Source organism: Niallia endozanthoxylica (assembly GCF_008710145.1).
GTDB classification, from domain to species: Bacteria; Bacillota; Bacilli; order Bacillales; family Cytobacillaceae; genus Bacillus_BD; species Bacillus_BD endozanthoxylica.
This window is the reverse complement of record NZ_VYKL01000015.1, coordinates 251,179-271,270: the sequence shown is the minus strand read 5'-3', so window position 1 is coordinate 271,270 and position 20,092 is coordinate 251,179. Positions and strand designations below refer to the sequence as shown.

Genomic DNA, 20,092 nt, shown 5'->3' with positions numbered 1-20,092 from the left:
GACAAGAAAAAAGACTTTACAAAGCTTTTAACAATTGATAATATATTATCTTGTGTGAAACTATTCGGAGGTGCTTATTAAAATGGCAGTAAAAATTCGTTTAAAACGTATGGGAGCAAAAAAATCTCCTTTCTATCGTATTGTTGTAGCAGATTCTCGTTCTCCTCGTGATGGACGTTCTATTGAAACAGTAGGAACTTACAACCCGGTTACACAACCAGCACAAATTAACATCGATGAAGAACTAGCATTAAAATGGTTGCAAAACGGTGCAAAACCATCTGATACAGTTCGTAACCTATTCTCACAACAAGGTATTATGGAGAAATTCCATAATATCAAAAACGCTAAGTAATTCTTCTTACGTATGAAGGAACTTATCGAAACGATTGTAAAACCCCTTGTTGACTATCCTGATGATGTTCAAGTGAATGTCCTTGAAGAGGATAATCGAATCATCTATCAGCTTTCTGTCAACAAACAAGATATGGGAAAAGTGATCGGTAAGCAGGGCAGGGTTGCTAAAGCGATACGAACAGTCGTTTATGCGGCGGCAACAACGAACCTGCAGCAAAAGGCATTTTTAGAAATTAAAGAGTAACATCGATAAAGGTTCTTGTTTATAAATATGAGAGCTGTCGAAAAGAAAGATTAGCGCAAGTGCCATTTTTGGCTCCTGCGCTTTTTTAACATAGTTCAAAACTTATCATGTATACATATTATGTAAACAGCATTAACAGATAATAAACTGCGTGTTTTTTACTTTTTTGTACCAAAATAAAAGTATGATAGGGGGCGCTTGGATGAAGCTGCTGCAATCAGTTGTTGTCAAGCAGGTTTTAACTGATAAGAGTAAGGGCGAACTGCAAAAGAAATATCATACGAGTTTAGTACAACTTCAAAAAGAATGTGACCAGCTGCGTTTTGAGTTGAAAAAGCTAGAAAAGTCGAAAAAATTTCAGCAGGCCAGTTTGAAAAGTCAATTTGATAAAGAAATACAAAATAGGCTTGAAAAAGTAAAACTGATTGAGTTTCAATTAGAACAATTACATATGCTACCTTTAGGCAGCGAAATTAAAGAGAGTGAAGTTCAGGCACTTGTTGAAATCCAAGAAGGCGATCGTTGGAGTGAGCTGATACAAAGAAAAACAATCGTCATAAAGGATGATATCGTGATTGAAATACGTTAGAGGTGAGGATCTGATGGAAAAATGGTTTAATGTTGGAAAAATTGTTAACACGCACGGAATTAAAGGTGAAGTTCGTGTGATTTCCAAAACGGATTTTGCTGATGAACGATATAAAAAAGGAAATACGTTATTTTTATTTAAACAAGGTATACTAGAGCCAATTGAATTAATTGTCAAAACTCACCGTAATCATAAAAACTTTGATTTACTTTCTTTCGAGGGATATGACGATATTAATCAAATCGAAACCTTTAAAGAGGGTATGTTAAAGGTTCCTGAAAATCAGCTTGGTGAACTTGATGAAGATGAGTATTATTTCCATGAAATAATTGACTGTACTGTCATCACGGATGAAGGTGAAGAGTTAGGAAAGGTAAAGGAAATTTTAACACCTGGGGCAAATGACGTATGGGTAGTGAAAGGTAAAGGAAAGGAACATTTAATCCCATATATAGAGGATGTTGTTAAAGAAATAGATGTGAATGAGAAGAGAATTATAATTTCCCCGATTGAGGGATTGTTGTCATGATGAAAATGGATGTATTAACCCTTTTTCCTGAAATGTTTTCCGGAGTTCTTGGGTCCTCTATTTTAAAACGTGCGGAAGAGATAAAGGCTGTTTCCTATCGGGTTGTGAACTTTCGAGAGTATTCCGATAACAAGCACCAGACTGTTGATGATTATCCTTATGGCGGGGGAGCTGGAATGGTGTTAAAACCGCAGCCGATTTTTGATGCAGTAGAGGATTTAACAGCTCATTCCGAATCGAAAAAGCCGCGTGTAATTTTGCTATGTCCGCAAGGTGAGCGCTTTAATCAAAAAAAAGCAGAGGAATTAGCTCAGTCTGAGCATTTGATTTTTGTCTGCGGACATTATGAAGGTTATGATGAAAGAATTCGAGAACATGTTGTAACAGATGAAATTTCGATTGGAGATTTTGTATTGACGGGAGGAGAGCTTGGAGCGATGGTAATCATCGACAGTGTTGTACGACTTCTTCCGGACGTACTAGGAAATGAACAGTCTCATATAAAGGATTCCTTTAGTACAGGCCTTCTCGAGCATCCTCATTACACTCGTCCGGCTGAATTTCGAGACATGAAAGTCCCGGATGTTCTTCTTTCTGGTAATCATCGCTTAATTGACGAATGGCGTGCAAAAGAGTCATTGAGAAGAACGTTTTTGCGGCGCCCGGATTTATTAGAAGAGTACACTTTAGATGATAAGCAAAAAAAATGGCTTCAAGAATTCTTAAAGGAACAAGAATCTGATAAAAAGAAGAGCTAGAAGTTGTAAGTGAATTAATTTTATTATCTGAAAACAATCTAACTATTGTATTCATGAATATTTTATGCTATTATAAATTTTGTGATTTAGAACAGTGGTTCTAAGTCTTATAAAGATGTTCCGCTGCAGTTAAGAAAATTATATTTGTTGTGCAAGAGCATCTGTTGGAAGGAGTTGAAAACGATGCATAAATTAATCGAAGAAATCACAAAAGAACAACTTCGTTCAGATCTTCCTACATTCCGTCCTGGTGACACTGTACGTGTACACGTAAAAGTTGTTGAGGGAACTCGTGAGCGTATTCAGGTATATGAAGGTGTTGTGATTAAGCGTCGTGGTGGTGGAATTAGCGAGACTTTCACAGTTCGTAAGGTATCTTACGGAGTAGGCGTTGAGCGTACTTTCCCTGTCCACACACCAAAAATTGCGAAGCTTGAAGTTATTCGTCGCGGTAAAGTCCGTCGTGCGAAACTTTACTATCTACGTAATCTACGTGGTAAAAAAGCTCGTATCAAAGAAATTCGATAATAGAGCGGTAAAAAAGGAGCTTGGTAACAGGCTCCTTTTTATTGATTAAAATTCATTATTTTTGTTTTTAATAGAAATTATTGTAAAATATACAAGAAGGTATGAATCAGTCTAATTATTTGTAGGTCAATAGAAAACATACATATTTGTTATCTAATTGTCGACTTTATTCGTCTGAATATGACTGCTTCATAAATATACCCAAGAATGGTGGGGATTAAAGTTGGCAAAGAAAAAGAATGAATTCTGGGAATGGATTAAGGCGCTGGTTATTGCCGTATTATTAGCAGCAGTTATCCGTTACTTTTTATTTGCTCCAATTGTCGTAGATGGTCTTTCCATGATGCCGACGTTACATGATCAAGACAGAATGATTGTCAGCAAATTTAGTTATAAAATCGGTGAGCCTGAACGTTTTGACATTATCGTGTTTCATGCACCTGAAGAAAAAGATTACATAAAACGAGTGATAGGACTTCCAGGTGATACAATTGAGTATAAGGATGATACGCTTTATGTGAATGGAAAAGCATATGAGGAGCCGTATCTGGATGAGTATAAAAAACAAGTGATTGATGGACCGTTAACAGAGCCATTTACATTAGAAGAAAAAATTGGCCAGACGACAGTACCTGAAGGGGAATTATTTGTGATGGGAGATAATCGCCGTTTCAGTAAGGACAGTCGACATATTGGAACAATTCCTATGGAAAAGGTATTGGGAAAAACAAGCGTCATTTATTGGCCGTTAGAAGATGTACGTTTTATCAAATAATTAGGAGGTATTGTAATTTGACAATCCAATGGTTTCCCGGGCATATGGCCAAAGCTAGAAGACAGGTTACAGAAAAATTAAAGCTTATAGATATCATCTTTGAGTTAGTGGATGCCCGTATTCCACTGTCTTCCCGTAATCCAATGATTGATGAAATCATTCAGCATAAACCAAGGCTGGTTCTATTAAATAAAGCAGATATGGCAGATAAAGCCATTACAAAGGAATGGGTAGAGTTCTTTGCGGAGCAGGGGATAAAAGCAATAGCTATCAACTCCCAAGCTGGTACAGGGATGAAGGAAATTGTGTTGGAAGCTCAGGGAATATTAAAAGATAAATTTGACAGAATGAAAGCAAAAGGGGTAAATCCTCGGGCGATTAGAGCCATGATTGTAGGGATTCCTAATGTAGGAAAATCAACGTTAATTAACCGTTTAGCAAAGAAAAATATTGCAAAAACAGGAAATACTCCAGGGGTTACTAAAGCCCAGCAATGGATTAAGGTTGGAAAAGAACTCGAGTTATTGGACACGCCGGGAATCTTGTGGCCAAAATTTGAAGATCAAGAAGTTGGTTTAAAGCTGGCATTAACTGGAGCAATTAAGGATGCAATCTTAAATCTCCATGATGTTGCTATTTATGCTATTCGATTTTTAGAGCAGAATTATCCTCATCGATTTAAAGAACGTTTTCATATTGAAGAATTCCCTGAAGATATTATTGAATTTTTCAATATCATTGGCAAACAGAGAGGGTGCCTGCTTGGAAAAGGTGAAATTGACTACGATAAGGTGACTGAGCTTATCATTCGTGAGATTAGAACGGAGAAAATGGGTGCTCTATCATTTGAAAGGCCTGGGTTAATCAGCCAACAAGTTATTACCGAAGACTAGGAGAAAAAAATAAAAAAATCAAGACTACAGGATGAATGATAGTCTTGATTTTTTTGTTTTTTTACCGATATATATACTATTAACAGATTATAGGGGTAGATGTAGTTGAAATGGACGATTAAGGAGATAGAAGAAAAGCTTGTAACAATAAACGATGAAAAGGATGAATTCTTTAGACAAATCCAGCAGGATGAGAGAAAAGGTGTTCAAACAGTTATAAAAAGGTGGCAACGTGTGCGTGAGCATCAGAAGATACAGCATGAGAAATTTATTAAAATGACAGAATATGAACATAAGTATAGGCAGGGGGGGTATCAATATATTGCTGGCATTGATGAGGTAGGCCGTGGACCGCTTGCTGGACCAGTTGTTGCGGCTGCTGTAATACTGCCTCCTGACTTTTATCTGCCGGGTATTGATGATTCAAAAAAACTTAATGAGAAAAAACGTGAGCAATTTTGCATGAAAATAAAAGAAACGGCAGTAGCCATTGGTATTGGTATTATTAATAATGATGAAATTGACCGTATAAATATATTTGCAGCTACGAAAAAAGCAATGTTAGAGGCGATTTCTCAACTAGAACCAAAACCTGATTTTCTCTTGATTGATGCAGTAAAGCTGGATACACGGTACCCGCAGGAATCGATTATTAAAGGTGATGGACTAAGTATTTCTATTGCAGCCGCATCTATTGTGGCGAAGGTAACACGTGACCAAATATTAAAGGATTATGACGTTCAATACCCTGATTACGGCTTTGCTAATCATGCAGGCTATGGGACCAAGGAGCATTTAGAAGCTATACAATCTTACGGAATTACACCAATCCATCGGAAAAGCTTTGCACCAATTAAGGAATATATATTATAAGGGTGAGAGCATGAATAACATCAGCAGTATATTAGCAGGATTGAATCGTAACGGAACAATATCGGATAGCCAAACGACTGCTTTTCATCCAGGGCAGATATTAAACGGAAAAATTATTAAGCTCTTTCCAAACGGGATCGCCTCTCTGCAGGTGGGGGCGGCGAAGGTTGTGGCCCAATTGGAGGCTTCACTAGAAGCTAATCAACGATACTGGTTTCAAGTTCAGCCGGGTGAAGGAAAGGTTAGACTGAAGGTGCTTGCATCAGCAGCTGATTACGGGGGCACTTCAGGTGACTCTATCTCCTCATTAATAAAGGAACTGCAAATACCAGTTAATGCGGAGAATAAAAATATTACTCGTTTCTTTCTAAAGGAACAGCTTCCGATTAGTAAAGAAACGGTTGAACAGACAGCTGCTTGGCTCAAAGAGTCAGAATCTGTTCAGGCTGGTCTAGAAGCAGTCAAACAGATGATTAAAAGACAGCTGCCTATGACAACAACAACCTTTCAGGCCACTCTTGCGGCAACAGATTCCTTTTCACTGACAGAGTCTCTAGAGAGATTAAGTGGTCTTATGCAAAAAGAGTCATTATCCCATTCCGGTCAGCAATTAGCTTCTTTCGTAAAGCAGCTATTAGCGAATTCTACAGTAAATGAAGCAGCTATTTCTAATTCTGGAGCGGAATTGGCTGCAACAGATAAATCTAAAATAACAGCGGATGCTCCGCCTCATGCTCCTGCGTCGTTTGTGAAGATTGTTAAAGAGCTAATGCAACGGATAGGCTACACGTATGAGCATGAAGTAGGAGGGTTTTTACAGGACCTTTCTAATGATGGTTTCAAAGAGAATGCTTTAAAGCCGCTGCTGTTAAATTATATTAGAGAAGAATCGACTGGGTCTGTAAGAGAAGCAGCTGAAGCTGTTCTGCATAAAATAACAGGATTGCAGCTTCTAGCACAGGATTTTGCGCAAATAGAACAATTTGCATTCCAAATTCCTCTTTCACTATGGAAAAAACCAGTTGATTTAACTATGCAATGGAGCGGAAGAAAGCTTGAAAATGGTCAAATTGATCCTAGTTATTGCCGGATATTATTTTATTTAGAACTAGAACAATTACAAGACACAATGGTTGATATGCAGGTGCAAAATCGCATTATTACGTTGACTGTTGTAAATGAATATAACCATTTAAAACAATTGACCTCACCTTATACTGATATACTAAAAGAAAATTTACAAGCACTCGGCTATAAGCTGTCATTTGTGCATTTCGTAAAACCGACTGAGTATAAAATGAAAAACGAAACAAAAGCTTTATCGTCCTATCTTTCTAATAGTCCCTATTCAGGAGTGGATATTCGTATATGATGAAACATTTAGAAAAAAGAAAACAAGCTGTTGCCCTTACCTATGATGAAAAGCAAGCGGTTGCTCCGGTTATTGTGGCGAAAGGTAAGGGACTGACGGCCGACAAAATTCTTGAAGAAGCCAAAAAACATCAAATTCCGATACAGGAAGACCCCTCTCTAGTTGAATTATTAGGGAAGCTGAATATTAATGAGAAAATTCCGGAGGAGCTCTATCAGGTTGTTGCAGAGGTATTTGCTTTCATTTATCAAGCAGATCAATTAATGAATAAAAAGTAACATAAGTAAATAGAAATACATAGGGAATATTTATTGTGCTAACGGGGGATTATATAAAATCAAAGAATTAAATTAACATTTTTTGCTATTTAAGGATAATATTATATTTTTGCAACCGTTTACAATATGATTGATGTTTGAATATTTATAAAAAAATAAATTTTTGATTCATTATTGTAGACAAGCTCTATTTGCTTAATATAAAATAAATGAAAGCGCAGTATATTTTTAAAATTCAATAGTGAAAATCTGTTGAAATGAAAGAGTTCTGCATATTGCAGATGCTTTCCAATAGTTTAATAGGAGGATGGGAAATGAATATTCATGAGTACCAAGGGAAAGAAATCCTCAGAAAATATGGGGTAGAAGTTCCAAATGGTAAGGTTGCATTTACTGTCGAAGAAGCGGTAGAAGCAGCAAAACAACTTGGATCAGATGTTTGTGTAGTGAAAGCACAGATTCACGCAGGTGGAAGAGGAAAAGCCGGCGGTGTAAAAGTCGCAAAAAATTTGGATGAGGTTCGTACATACGCAACTGAAATTCTTGGCAAGACACTTGTCACACATCAAACAGGTCCAGAAGGTAAGGAAGTTAAACGCTTACTTATCGAAGAAGGCTGTGACATTAAGAAGGAATACTATGTTGGTCTTGTATTAGACCGCGCTACGTCAAGAGTTACTTTAATGGCTTCTGAAGAAGGCGGAACTGAGATTGAAGAAGTGGCAGAAAAGACTCCGGAGAAAATCTTCAAAGAAGAAATCGATCCGGTACTAGGCTTAATGCCATACCAAGCACGCAGAATCGCTTTTAATATTAATATTCCGCATAATCTAATCAATCAGGCTGTGAAGTTTATGATTGGACTGTACAATGCTTATATTGAAAAGGATTGCTCAATTGCCGAAATCAACCCACTTGTAGTAACAGGTGATGGAAAAGTAATGGCACTTGATGCAAAATTAAATTTTGATTCTAACGCATTATATAGACAAAAAGATATTCTTGAATATCGTGACCTTGAAGAGGAAGATCCAAAAGAAATCGAAGCATCTAAATATGATTTAAGCTATGTATCCCTTGATGGAAACATTGGATGTATGGTTAACGGTGCTGGACTTGCGATGTCAACGATGGATATTATTAATCACTATGGCGGAGAACCGGCAAACTTCCTTGATGTTGGGGGCGGTGCCACTGCTGAAAAGGTAACAGAAGCGTTCAAAATTATCCTTTCTGATCCAAATGTTAAAGGTATCTTTGTCAATATCTTTGGCGGAATCATGAAGTGTGATGTTATTGCAACGGGTGTTGTCGAAGCTGCAAAGCAATTAAGCCTTGAAGTTCCACTTGTTGTACGTTTAGAAGGGACAAACGTAGATCTTGGAAAACAAATTTTACGTGAATCAGGTCTTAATATTGTTCCTGCTGAGTCAATGGCAGACGGAGCACAAAAAATCGTTACACTAGTGAAGTAATAGAAAGGAGAATAAACGTGAGCGTATTTATAAATAAAGATACAAAAGTCATTGTTCAAGGGATTACAGGTTCAACTGCCCTTTTTCATACAAAACAAATGATTGAATATGGTACGAAAATTGTTGGAGGTACATCACCTGGTAAAGGCGGACAAGAGGTTGAAGGAGTACCAGTCTTTAATACTGTCAAAGACGCTGTAGATGCTACAGGCGCAACTGCATCTGTCATTTATGTGCCAGCAGCTTTTGCAGCTGATGCTATTATTGAAGCAGTAGATGCTGAGATAGAATTAGCGATTTGTATTACAGAACATATTCCAGTATTGGATATGGTAAAAGTAAAACGTTACATGGAGGGCAAGAAAACCCGTCTAGTCGGTCCTAACTGCCCGGGCGTTATTACAGCTGACGAATGTAAAATCGGTATTATGCCGGGTTATATTCATACAAAAGGCCATGTAGGCGTTGTTTCTCGTTCTGGAACATTAACGTATGAAGCAGTTCATCAATTAACACAGGCTGGTATTGGTCAAACAACAGCTGTTGGAATTGGTGGAGACCCTGTTAACGGTACAAACTTCATCGATGTTTTAAAAGCATTCAATGAAGACCCTGAAACGGAAGCAGTTATCATGATTGGTGAAATCGGGGGAACTGCTGAAGAAGAAGCTGCTGAGTGGGTAAAAGCAAATATGAAAAAACCGGTTGTCGGCTTTATTGGCGGCCGTACAGCACCTCCAGGAAAACGTATGGGACATGCTGGTGCTATCATTTCCGGCGGAAAAGGTACTGCAGACGAGAAAATCCGTATTATGAATGAATGTGGAATCAAAGTGGCGGATACTCCTTCTGTAATGGGTGAAACGTTAATCACTGTATTAAAGGAAAAAGGCCTTTACGAAAAGTGTAAAACACATTAATAATATACCAATAGGATTAAGTCCCTTGTCATTAAGGGGCTTTTTCCGGTTACCTGAAGATGCATGTATAATTTGCATCGGTATACAGTAAAAAATTAATTGATTATAAGGAGGACTACCATGAACTTTAAACAAAAGCTAGTCCATCTTCACCAATGCAAAGGAGCAAGTTGGGATAGTATTCACACCATCCTCAAAAAAGACCCACAGTTACATTCCCTTTATGATTTTCGCTCTGGCAGCCATTTTTCCACACTTAAAACAGCAGCTTCCATTCTTGAAGATTTAAAATCTCAGCATATTATAGAGAGGATTAATCAATATGAGCAAAATAATATTGGTATAATTACCTTGTTTGATCCTGAATATCCTCTTTTGCTAAAAGAAACGTATCAACCTCCTTGGGTGCTATATGCGAAAGGTGACCTTAGTTTACTATCGGCGAATAGGCGTCTTGCTGTTGTTGGTTCGCGGCAGGCAACTGTATTTGGTAAAAAGTCCATTGAGTTATTATTCCCGGAGTTAATAGAACGCGAGATTGTCGTTGTAAGCGGTTTGGCAGCCGGTATAGATGCAGAAGCCCATCAAACGGCTATTCGCTTTGGAGGAAGGACAATTGGTGTGATTGCTGGCGGTTTTGAACACATCTATCCGAAGCAAAATGCAAAGCTTGCACAATATATGATGGAAAGACATTTGGTCCTTTCCGAATATCCTCCGCATTCCACACCTCAAAAATGGCATTTTCCAATGAGAAATCGTATTATAGCAGGCATAAGCCATGGTATTCTTGTTGTTGAGGCTAAAAAAAGAAGCGGATCGCTTATTACTGCTGATTACGCTCTACAAGAAGGCAGGGATGTATTTGCCGTTCCCGCACATATTCTTTCTCCATATTCTGTTGGAACAAATAAACTGATTCAACAAGGTGCTAAACTTGTCATTACGGCAAAGGACATTTTGGAAGAAATCTAATTTATAATACGTAATAAAAAGTTCATTTCTAAATATAATGAAGAAAAAATAACCGTTTTTATTGTGTTTTCCCCTTACTTTTGTTAAATATTCAATAAAAAGGTTGAAATTATTATTAATCTGTTATACATTTTGCAACATAAGTTATGTCATGACTCAATTTCTGAAAATGTATTATAATGAAGAGAAATTGCATCAAAGGTAACAAAAATGTGTCGGAAAATATCCGTGTTTATGGATGATAAGTAAGTTAATGGAATAGACTTTTAATACTTATTTTTATAGCCTGAAACCGTTTTCCTTTTTGGGAGCAGTCATATAAAAGAAGAAATATTATAAATTATTTAACATCTTTTGTTGACAGACGTGATAAATTTGGACAATAATAATGAATATTTTAAGTTTACAGTTATAGTGATAGAAATAGTGCGGATATAGTCCCTCTTGAGGAGGATTTAGGAATGTCAGAGTTTCTTGTAATCGTTGAATCACCTGCAAAGGCGAAGACGATTGAGAAGTATTTAGGAAAAAAATATAAAGTAAAAGCATCGATGGGACATATTAGAGATTTACCTAAAAGTCAAATGGGTATTGATTATGAAAAACAATTTGAACCAAAGTATATTACGATTCGAGGGAAAGGTCCTATTTTAAAGGATTTAAAAACAGCTGCAAAAAAGGCAAAAAAAGTATACCTTGCAGCCGACCCTGATCGCGAAGGAGAAGCAATTGCTTGGCACTTAGCGAATAGTTTAAACGTAGACGTTCACTCAGATTGTCGAGTTGTTTTTAATGAAATTACAAAGGATGCCATTAAAGAGTCATTTAAGCATCCTCGTCCGATTAATATGGATTTAGTGGATGCCCAACAGGCGCGTAGAGTTCTTGACCGTCTAGTAGGCTATAATATTAGTCCATTGTTATGGAAAAAGGTAAAAAAAGGTTTAAGTGCAGGCAGGGTTCAATCAGTAGCCGTTCGTTTGATTATTGACAGGGAAAAAGAAATTAAAGCCTTTATCCCAGAAGAGTACTGGACCATTGATGGGGAATTTTTAAAGGGGAATGAGAGTTTTGAGGCATCGTTTTACGGGATTGATCAGAAAAAAGTGGAGTTATCTTCTGAGCAAGACGTAAAAAATGTATTGAAGCAAATAAATGAAGACCGATTTACAGTGCAAAGTGTTACGAAAAAAGAACGGCGCCGTAACCCGGCAGCTCCGTTTACAACTTCATCCTTACAGCAGGAAGCCGCTAGGAAATTAAATTTCAGGGCGAGAAAGACTATGATGCTTGCGCAGCAGCTTTATGAAGGTATTGATATAGGAAGTGAGGGTACGATTGGTCTTATCACATATATGAGAACGGATTCTACTCGTATATCAGATATAGCAAAAGCAGAGGCTGCAGAGTATATCGAACGTTCGTATGGCAAGGCCTTTTTACAAGAAGAACAGCGTAAGGAAAAGAAAAATTCAACTGCTCAGGATGCCCATGAAGCCATCCGACCGACTAGTACGTTACGAGAGCCGAATAGCTTAAAAGAATTCCTTTCTCGTGACCAGTTAAGACTGTATAAATTAATTTGGGAACGCTTTGTAGCAAGTCAAATGTCAGCGGCTGTTATGGATACGATGAGTGTTGATTTAAAGAATGGTCCCGTCATATTCAGAGCGACTGGATCAAAAATTAAGTTCTCTGGATTTATGAAGGTATATGTAGAAGGTACAGATGACAATGCTGAAGAGAAGAAGGATCGTTTGTTGCCGGATTTACGAGAAGGTGACGAGGTCTTTAAGAAGGATATTGATCCAAAACAGCATTTTACACAGCCTCCTCCTCGTTATACGGAAGCCAGGCTAGTTAAAACACTTGAAGAACTTGGGATTGGCCGTCCTTCTACGTTTGCGCCAACATTGGATACGATTCAAAAAAGGGGTTATGTCGCTCTTGAAAATAAGCGTTTTATCCCGACTGAGCTTGGAGAAATTGTGACAGAGCTGATGTTTGAATTTTTCCCGGAAATTCTTAATGTAGAATTCACGGCAAAAATGGAACAAGATTTGGATAATATCGAAGAGGGGCAAATAAACTGGGTAAAAATTATTGATGATTTTTACCAGGGATTTGAGAAAAAACTTAAAATTGCTGAAAAAGAGATGGAACAGGTAGAGATTAAAGATGAACCTGCCGGTGAAGACTGTGAACAATGTGGAAATCCGATGGTCTTTAAAATGGGACGCTATGGAAAATTCATGGCTTGCAGTAATTTTCCTGACTGTCGGAATACAAAAGCAATTGTGAAAGAAATTGGTGTAAAGTGTCCGAAATGTAACGAAGGAAATATTATTGAAAGAAAAAGTAAGAAAAAACGAATTTTTTATGGCTGTGACCGTTTTCCAGAATGTGAATTTCTGTCTTGGGATAAGCCTTTACCTCGTAAATGTCCTAAATGTGAAGGGCTCTTGGTTGAAAAGAAACTGAAAAAGGGCGTACAGGTACAATGTGTGGAATGTGATTATAAAGAAGAACCACAAAGTTAAGGGTGAGTGATATACTCACTCTTTTCTATGCTTACAGAGAAGGCTTATTAGTATGGCAATGTAATAAGTAATATATAATAAAATATTGACAAAATTATATAAAAATCGACATAAATCATCAAATGAAACTTTATTCTTTTGAAAATATTGTGTAAAATGCAAAGTGAATATAAATAAAAAGATAATTATTATATATAACAGTTGATAGTAGTAATAGCGATCTGAATTTTTTCGATTGGATTCAAATTTATGTTATGCTGAGGATTGTGTTTTTTAATATAGGAGGTTTAGTATGACAGATAGATATGTAAATGTGATTGGAGCTGGATTGGCTGGGAGTGAAGCTGCCTGGCAGTTAGCAAAAAGGGGGATATCCGTCAGGTTGTATGAAATGAGACCTGTGAAACAAACACCTGCTCATCATACGGATAAATTTGCTGAATTAGTTTGCAGTAATTCCTTAAGAGCCAATAACTTAACTAATGCTGTAGGTGTTTTAAAAGAAGAAATGCGTCAGCTTGATTCAGTTATTATCAGCTCTGCTGACGAATGTGCTGTGCCGGCTGGTGGAGCATTAGCTGTTGATAGGCATGAGTTTGCAGGGCTTGTAACAGAAAAAGTGAAAAATCATCCTAACGTAATGGTCATGAATGAGGAAGTAACGGAGATTCCAGAAGGTGTAACAATAATAGCTACTGGTCCATTAACAAGCTCAGCGCTTGCGGATAAATTAAAAGCATTGACTGGTGAAGACTATTTATATTTCTATGATGCTGCTGCGCCAATCGTTGAAAAAGACAGCATTGATATGAATAAGGTGTACTTGAAATCCCGATACGATAAAGGGGAAGCCGCGTATTTAAATTGTCCGATGACTGAGGAAGAATTTGAACGTTTCTATAATGCATTAATTACTGCTGAAACAGCTCCTGTAAAAGAATTTGAGAAAGAAATATTCTTTGAAGGCTGTATGCCGATTGAGGTAATGGCCCAAAGAGGAAAAAAGACGATGTTATTCGGTCCATTGAAGCCAGTTGGATTAGAGGACCCAAAGACTGGGAAAAGGCCTTATGCTGTTGTTCAACTGCGCCAGGATGACGCTGCCGGCACTTTATATAATATTGTCGGGTTCCAAACGCATTTGAAGTGGGGAGCACAGAAGGAAGTGCTGCAATTAATTCCAGGACTTGAACAGGCTGAAATTGTCCGCTATGGTGTCATGCATCGAAATACCTTTATTAATTCACCCAAAGTGCTGAAGGCTACCTATCAATTCAATCTTCGTGAAGATTTGTTTTTTGCAGGACAAATGACTGGTGTTGAAGGGTATGTTGAGTCAGCTGCAAGTGGATTAGTCGCGGGGATTAACGCCGCAAGGCTGATAAATGACCAGGAGCCGGTTCGATTTCCTGTTGAAACGGCAATTGGAAGTATGGCTAATTATATAACGACAACAAATGCAAAAAACTTCCAACCAATGAATGCGAATTTTGGGCTATTTCCTGAATTACCTGTGAAAATCAGAGGGAAGCAGGAAAGAAATGAACAACATGCAAAACGAGCATTAGAAACAATTCAGAACTTTATGAAGAGTTTGTGATTTATTTGATGTAGGCTGCTATAATATGGTATGCTATAGTAGCCTATGTGAGGTGATTGGAATGGTTGAAAATGTGAACGTTATGTTAAAGTTGTTTATTGAATATTTACAAATTGAACGAAATTATTCACAATATACAATTGGGTCTTATGAGTTTGATGTAAAAGATTTTTTTATGTTCATGAATGAACAAAATATTAACAGTGTAAATGATGTTACATATTCAGACATCCGAATCTATTTAACGAAATTGTATGAGGAAAGGCTGGCAAGGAAGTCAGTTGCAAGAAAAATTTCAAGTTTGCGCAGTTTTTATAAATTTCTGTCTAGGGAAAAAATAATAGAGGAAAATCCATTTACGCTTGTATCGATTCCAAAAGCAGAAAAACGGCTGCCAAATTTCTTTTATGGTGAGGAAATGCAGCAATTATTTGATGCAATCAAGACAGAGTCACCTTTAGGTTTAAGAAACCTAGCCATATTGGAATTATTGTATGCGACAGGTATTCGTGTAGGAGAGTGCAGTCAATTGCGGCTCAAGGATGTTGATTTCTTTTTATCAACAATTCTCGTTCACGGAAAAGGCTCAAAAGATCGATATGTGCCGTTTGGAAGTTTTGCTCATGATGCACTAGAACAATATATACATAATGCTCGTAAACAATTAATGAAAAACCAAAATACCCATGATTTTCTTTTTGTTAATTATAGGGGCGGACCTTTAACAACGAGGGGAATAAGTGTTATTTTAGGAAAAATACTTGAGGATTCTTCTTATAACGGGAAAATACACCCACATATGCTCCGGCATACGTTCGCAACACATCTGCTGCAAAACGGAGCAGATATGAGAACGGTACAAGAGCTGTTAGGTCACTCCTTTTTATCTTCCACACAAAAATACACACATGTAACCAATGAGTATTTAAGAAAGTCATATATGTCTCATCACCCAAGAGCTTAATAAGAAAAGCGGAAGCGGCTTGCTCAGACCTGACAAGCATAAGATGGGGCAATGGGAAGATTGTCCTTTCACCTTTCCATTGTCACAGCTTATGACCTCGAGGGTCTAGCCGCTGCAGCTAGACATAGAAAAGCGGAGGCGGATAAGAGGAGAAATATCAACTGAAAATCGCCGTGTCCTATAGTTTACGTCGAGGTCAGTACATCTTGTGCCACCCCGATATTATATAGACCGATTAAATATGCAAGAATAATAAGGAGGTTTTTTGATGGCAGAATTTCATGCGACCACTATTTTTGCGATTCATCACAAAGGAAAATGTGCAATGGCTGGTGATGGTCAAGTTACGTTTGGAAACGCAGTTGTCATGAAACATACAGCTAGAAAGGTTAGAAAGCTTTTCAATGGAAAAGTTATAGCTGGATTTGCCGGCTCTGTGGCAGATGCCTTTACATTATTTGAATTATTTGAAGGAAAACTAGAGGAGTATAATGGCAACCTGCAGCGAGCTGCTGTTGAATTAGCAAAATTGTGGAGAAGTGATAAGGTCTTAAGAAGATTAGAAGCTATGCTAATTATTATGGATGAAAAAGATTTACTGCTCGTATCAGGAACAGGGGAAGTTATTGAGCCAGATGATGGCATTTTAGCAATTGGTTCAGGTGGGAACTATGCATTATCTGCTGGACGCTCATTAAAGAAATATGCTGGAGAACACTTAACGGCGAAAGAGATAGCGAAAGCATCGCTTGAAATTGCATCTGAAATTTGTGTGTATACAAACGATAATATTATCGTTGAAGAGTTATAGTGGGAAGGGAGTCTAAGTACATGGTAAAAGGTATAAATTTAACACCCCGTCAAATTGTTGAACGACTTAACCAGTATATTATCGGGCAAAACGATGCTAAAAAAGCGGTTGCTGTTGCACTTCGCAATCGATATCGCCGCAGTCTATTGGATGAGAAAATTCGTGATGAAATTAGTCCAAAAAATATTCTAATGATTGGACCGACAGGTGTCGGAAAAACGGAAATTGCGAGAAGAATAGCAAGACTTGTACAGGCACCGTTTGTGAAGGTTGAAGCTACAAAATTTACTGAGGTTGGTTATGTAGGACGTGATGTGGAATCAATGGTTCGGGATTTGATTGAAACTTCTGTTAGGCTTGTAAAAGAGGAAAAAATGCAAAGTGTTAAGGGCAAAGCGGAAAAAAATGCCAATCAGCGTTTGGTTGAATTGCTTGTGCCTTCAAATAAAAAAACTGCATCAATAAAAAATCCTCTTGAGATGCTATTTGGCGGTGGTGGTAATCAAGACCAACAGGAGACAAGCGGATCTGATGAAGCTAATCTTCAAGAAAAGCGGAAGAGTGTACTGGCAAAGCTAGCTGCAGGAGAATTAGAAAATGAAATTGTAACTGTTGAAGTAGAAGAAAATCAACCATCCATGTTCGATATGCTGCAAGGCTCGGGGATGGAACAGATGGGGTTAAATATGCAAGACGCATTAGGAAGTTTAATGCCAAAGCGTCGGAAAAAAAGAAAACTGGCTGTTCATGAAGCGCGAAAAGTATTAACTCAAGAAGAAGCAGCGAAGTTAATCGACATGGATGAGGTTACACAAGAAGCGGTCTATCGTGCAGAGCAATCAGGAATTATTTTTATTGATGAAATTGATAAAATTGCTAGTAAAAACAGCGGTGGTTCATCTGCAGATGTGTCTCGTGAGGGTGTACAGCGGGATATCCTTCCGATTGTTGAAGGATCAACAGTAGTAACAAAATACGGTTCAGTTAAAACAGATCATATTCTTTTTATTGCTGCTGGAGCTTTTCATATTGCAAAGCCTTCTGATTTAATACCTGAATTACAAGGGAGATTTCCAATTCGGGTTGAACTGACAAAATTAACGATAGAAGATTTTGTGAAAATACTGATAGAACCAGATAATGCATTAATTAAACAATATCAGGCATTAATGGCAACTGAAGGTATACAAATTGAATTTTCTGACGATGCTATTACTAAGATAGCTGAAGTTGCCTTTGAGGTGAATCAAAATACAGATAATATTGGGGCAAGACGTCTGCACACGATATTAGAAAAACTGCTTGAAGATTTATCGTTTGAGGCTGCAGAAATTACAATGGAGAAAATCGTTATCACACCGCAATATGTAGAAGAAAAGTTAGGGGCAATCTCTCGGAATAAAGATCTAAGCCGTTTTATTCTTTAAGTTCTCTATCGCATGTTACGTCTAATAGAAGAAAATCAACAAATGTAACTAAACCTAGATAAAGAATAATCGGTTGTTAGTTAATAGGAGGAAGAATGTAATGGATTTATTATCAAAAACAAGAAAAATTAACGCAATGTTGCAAAAAGCTACCGGAAAGTCGGTAAACTTCAGAGAGATGGCTGAAACATTGAGTGATGTCATTAATTCAAATATCTTTGTTGTGAGCCGCCGTGGGAAATTACTTGGTTACTCTGTAAACCAACAGATTGAAAATGACCGGATGAAAAAAATGCTAGAAGACCGTCAGTTCCCTGAGGAATATACAAAGAATCTATTCGGGATTAATGAAACAACACCAAACCTTACAATTGAAAGTGACTATTCTGCTTTCCCATCGGAAAATAAGGATCTTTTCAAGGATGGTTTAACAACTGTCGTACCAATTATTGGCGGAGGCGATCGTCTTGGTACTCTGATTCTGTCAAGACTAGAAGAACAATTTAATGATGATGATTTAATTCTTGCAGAGTACGGTGCAACGGTTGTAGGAATGGAAATACTTCATGAAAAGGCAGAGGAAATTGAAGAGGAAGCACGCAGTAAAGCTGTTGTTCAAATGGCAATCAGCTCATTATCATACAGTGAACTTGAAGCAATAGAGCATATCTTTGAAGAATTAAATGGTACTGAAGGTCTCCTAGTTGCTTCCAAAATTGCCGATCGTGTTGGTATTACTCGGTCAGTTATTGTAAACGCATTGCGTAAGCTTGAAAGTGCTGGTGTTATTGAGTCACGATCACTTGGAATGAAAGGAACCTATATTAAGGTTCTAAATGATAAGTTTTTACTGGAATTAGAAAAATTAAAAACAAACTAAATAAATGATTAAAAATCATCTGTTTAAGCAGATGATTTTTTTGTTTCTTATATAAGAAAAATATTAGATCTATTTAGTTGAATTGAATTCGACAAAATGTAAAAAATAGAATAAATAGAGTTGAACAGTAAATTACATTAAGTTTTACAATGTAATATATTCGTAATGTTCCATTTAAATGGACTAATCTAGGTATATCGAATTAATTAACCTAATTTATTTTTACTAGGATTGTATTAAGATTCTATAAAAAATTGTAATCAAATAATGGATATTTCGCGTGTTTTTATAAAATGGGACTATTTGCTTATTAAAATTAACGTAACAGTCATAGACATATTATTACGTTTTATTTACAATTAGATTTGTAACTATTGATTCGTTAATATTCATCATAATTCTACATATTTCTCGGTCATAAATATTATTGAAGTATAGAGGTGAAACGATGAATTTATTTTCAGGCACAATATCTTTGTTAGAGAATGCACTTAATTATTCTTCAACAAAACAAAAGGTCATCTCTCAAAATATTGCAAACGTAGATACCCCCAATTATAAGGCAAAGGAAGTCAGCTTTAAAGCTGCGCTAGATTATGCTGTGGATCAATCTTTTTCAACAAACCGTACGGATTATAGACATTTTGTCTTACACAAACCAGTAGACGCTTCATCAAGTGTTATAAACAAAAAGTTAGTTTCTTATAATGAGAATGGTAACAGTGTTGATATCGACCGGGAAATGTCTGACCTAGCAAAAAATCAAATTTACTATAATGCCTTGACTGAAAGGGTAAGTGGAAAATTTTCAACATTGCAGAATGTGATTAGAGGTGGGAAGTAATGTCAATCTTCCATAGCATGAATACAACGGCATCAGCCTTAACCGCTCAGCGCCTTCGGATGGATATTGTTTCTTCAAATATGGCAAATGCAGATACAACTCGTGCCAAATTTGTTAATGGCGAGTGGGAACCTTATCGTCGGAAATCTGTTGTCATGCAGGCAAAAGAAGATCAATTTTCTTCTTATCTGCAAACGGCGCTGGATACGAATAGTCGTCAGAGAGCCGGTAATGGTGTAAAAGTAAGCAAAATCGTAGAAGATGAATCTTCATTTCAGCTTGTTTATGATCGTTCGCATCCAGATGCGAACGAGGATGGTTACGTCCAAATGCCGAATGTTGATCCATTAAAGGAAATGGTAGATTTAATGAGTGCAACCCGGTCTTACGAAGCAAACGTTACGGTTTTTAATGCATCTAAAAATATGCTAATGAAAGCATTAGAGATTGGAAAATAAAG

At 37.2% G+C, this 20,092-nt stretch carries 22 protein-coding genes; all 22 read left to right on the top strand.

The window, feature by feature from the left end; all coding sequences use genetic code 11:
• The first annotated feature begins 82 nt into the window (after window positions 1-82).
• The 22 genes from rpsP to flgC all read left to right on the top strand — a co-directional run bounded on the left by rpsP (window position 83) and on the right by flgC (window position 20,090).
• Window positions 83-355: a 30S ribosomal protein S16 gene (rpsP, locus tag F4V44_RS08425; RefSeq protein WP_071395362.1), complete on the top strand. Its 273-nt coding sequence runs from the start codon at window positions 83-85 to the stop codon at window positions 353-355.
• 12 nt (window positions 356-367) lie between these two features.
• Window positions 368-601, top strand: coding sequence for a KH domain-containing protein (locus F4V44_RS08420; protein WP_150439555.1), 234 nt, complete (start codon window positions 368-370; stop codon window positions 599-601).
• Window positions 602-803: 202 nt separating this feature from the next.
• On the top strand, window positions 804-1,190 hold the full coding sequence (locus tag F4V44_RS08415; protein WP_150439554.1) for a YlqD family protein: 387 nt from the start codon (window positions 804-806) through the stop codon (window positions 1,188-1,190).
• A gap of 13 nt (window positions 1,191-1,203) precedes the next feature.
• Window positions 1,204-1,719, top strand: a complete 516-nt coding sequence (gene rimM, locus F4V44_RS08410) for a ribosome maturation factor RimM (protein WP_150439553.1) — start codon at window positions 1,204-1,206, stop codon at window positions 1,717-1,719.
• Window positions 1,719-2,477, top strand: coding sequence for a tRNA (guanosine(37)-N1)-methyltransferase TrmD (trmD, locus tag F4V44_RS08405; RefSeq protein WP_191090628.1), 759 nt, complete (start codon window positions 1,719-1,721; stop codon window positions 2,475-2,477). Before rimM ends, trmD begins: the two co-directional genes overlap by 1 nt.
• A gap of 183 nt (window positions 2,478-2,660) precedes the next feature.
• Entirely contained in the window at window positions 2,661-3,005 is a 345-nt protein-coding gene (gene rplS, locus F4V44_RS08400) for a 50S ribosomal protein L19 (RefSeq protein WP_150439551.1), read from the top strand.
• 223 nt (window positions 3,006-3,228) lie between these two features.
• Window positions 3,229-3,780 carry a signal peptidase I gene (gene lepB / locus F4V44_RS08395; RefSeq protein ID WP_150439550.1) on the top strand — a complete coding sequence of 184 codons (552 nt, stop codon included), beginning with the start codon at window positions 3,229-3,231 and terminating at the stop codon, window positions 3,778-3,780.
• A 17-nt stretch (window positions 3,781-3,797) separates the two neighbouring features.
• Window positions 3,798-4,673 carry a ribosome biogenesis GTPase YlqF gene (ylqF, locus tag F4V44_RS08390; protein ID WP_150439549.1) on the top strand — a complete coding sequence of 292 codons (876 nt, stop codon included), beginning with the start codon at window positions 3,798-3,800 and terminating at the stop codon, window positions 4,671-4,673.
• A 105-nt stretch (window positions 4,674-4,778) separates the two neighbouring features.
• The gene (locus tag F4V44_RS08385) at window positions 4,779-5,546 is read left to right on the top strand and encodes a ribonuclease HII (RefSeq protein WP_150439548.1); all 768 of its coding nucleotides are present in this window, start codon (window positions 4,779-4,781) and stop codon (window positions 5,544-5,546) included.
• A 10-nt stretch (window positions 5,547-5,556) separates the two neighbouring features.
• A complete protein-coding gene (locus F4V44_RS08380) occupies window positions 5,557-6,918 on the top strand; it encodes a hypothetical protein (RefSeq protein ID WP_150439547.1) in 1,362 nt (453 codons plus the stop codon).
• Window positions 6,915-7,196, top strand: a complete 282-nt coding sequence (locus F4V44_RS08375) for an EscU/YscU/HrcU family type III secretion system export apparatus switch protein (RefSeq protein WP_150439546.1) — start codon at window positions 6,915-6,917, stop codon at window positions 7,194-7,196. The genes F4V44_RS08380 and F4V44_RS08375 overlap by 4 nt, the downstream gene beginning before the upstream one ends.
• Before the next feature lie 314 nt (window positions 7,197-7,510).
• Window positions 7,511-8,671, top strand: a complete 1,161-nt coding sequence (gene sucC, locus F4V44_RS08370; protein ID WP_150439545.1) for an ADP-forming succinate--CoA ligase subunit beta — start codon at window positions 7,511-7,513, stop codon at window positions 8,669-8,671.
• A 17-nt stretch (window positions 8,672-8,688) separates the two neighbouring features.
• Window positions 8,689-9,591 (top strand): succinate--CoA ligase subunit alpha, encoded by a 903-nt coding sequence (gene sucD / locus F4V44_RS08365; protein WP_150439544.1) that lies wholly within the window; start codon window positions 8,689-8,691, stop codon window positions 9,589-9,591.
• Window positions 9,592-9,711: 120 nt separating this feature from the next.
• Entirely contained in the window at window positions 9,712-10,566 is an 855-nt protein-coding gene (gene dprA / locus F4V44_RS08360) for a DNA-processing protein DprA (protein ID WP_150439543.1), read from the top strand.
• Between the two features lie 461 nt (window positions 10,567-11,027).
• Complete coding sequence (gene topA, locus F4V44_RS08355; protein WP_150439542.1) at window positions 11,028-13,106, top strand: type I DNA topoisomerase; 2,079 nt, start codon at window positions 11,028-11,030, stop codon at window positions 13,104-13,106.
• A 292-nt stretch (window positions 13,107-13,398) separates the two neighbouring features.
• Complete coding sequence (gene trmFO / locus F4V44_RS08350) at window positions 13,399-14,706, top strand: FADH(2)-oxidizing methylenetetrahydrofolate--tRNA-(uracil(54)-C(5))-methyltransferase TrmFO (RefSeq protein ID WP_150439541.1); 1,308 nt, start codon at window positions 13,399-13,401, stop codon at window positions 14,704-14,706.
• A 61-nt stretch (window positions 14,707-14,767) separates the two neighbouring features.
• Complete coding sequence (gene xerC, locus F4V44_RS08345; protein WP_150439540.1) at window positions 14,768-15,670, top strand: tyrosine recombinase XerC; 903 nt, start codon at window positions 14,768-14,770, stop codon at window positions 15,668-15,670.
• 268 nt (window positions 15,671-15,938) lie between these two features.
• Window positions 15,939-16,481, top strand: a complete 543-nt coding sequence (gene hslV / locus F4V44_RS08340) for an ATP-dependent protease subunit HslV (RefSeq protein WP_150439539.1) — start codon at window positions 15,939-15,941, stop codon at window positions 16,479-16,481.
• Between the two features lie 20 nt (window positions 16,482-16,501).
• The gene (gene hslU, locus F4V44_RS08335) at window positions 16,502-17,908 is read left to right on the top strand and encodes an HslU--HslV peptidase ATPase subunit (protein ID WP_150439538.1); all 1,407 of its coding nucleotides are present in this window, start codon (window positions 16,502-16,504) and stop codon (window positions 17,906-17,908) included.
• Between the two features lie 100 nt (window positions 17,909-18,008).
• Window positions 18,009-18,788 (top strand): GTP-sensing pleiotropic transcriptional regulator CodY, encoded by a 780-nt coding sequence (gene codY, locus F4V44_RS08330; protein WP_150439537.1) that lies wholly within the window; start codon window positions 18,009-18,011, stop codon window positions 18,786-18,788.
• A 448-nt stretch (window positions 18,789-19,236) separates the two neighbouring features.
• Entirely contained in the window at window positions 19,237-19,632 is a 396-nt protein-coding gene (flgB, locus tag F4V44_RS08325; protein ID WP_150439536.1) for a flagellar basal body rod protein FlgB, read from the top strand.
• A complete protein-coding gene (flgC, locus tag F4V44_RS08320) occupies window positions 19,632-20,090 on the top strand; it encodes a flagellar basal body rod protein FlgC (RefSeq protein ID WP_150439535.1) in 459 nt (152 codons plus the stop codon). Before flgB ends, flgC begins: the two co-directional genes overlap by 1 nt.
• The last annotated feature ends 2 nt before the right edge of the window (window positions 20,091-20,092 follow it).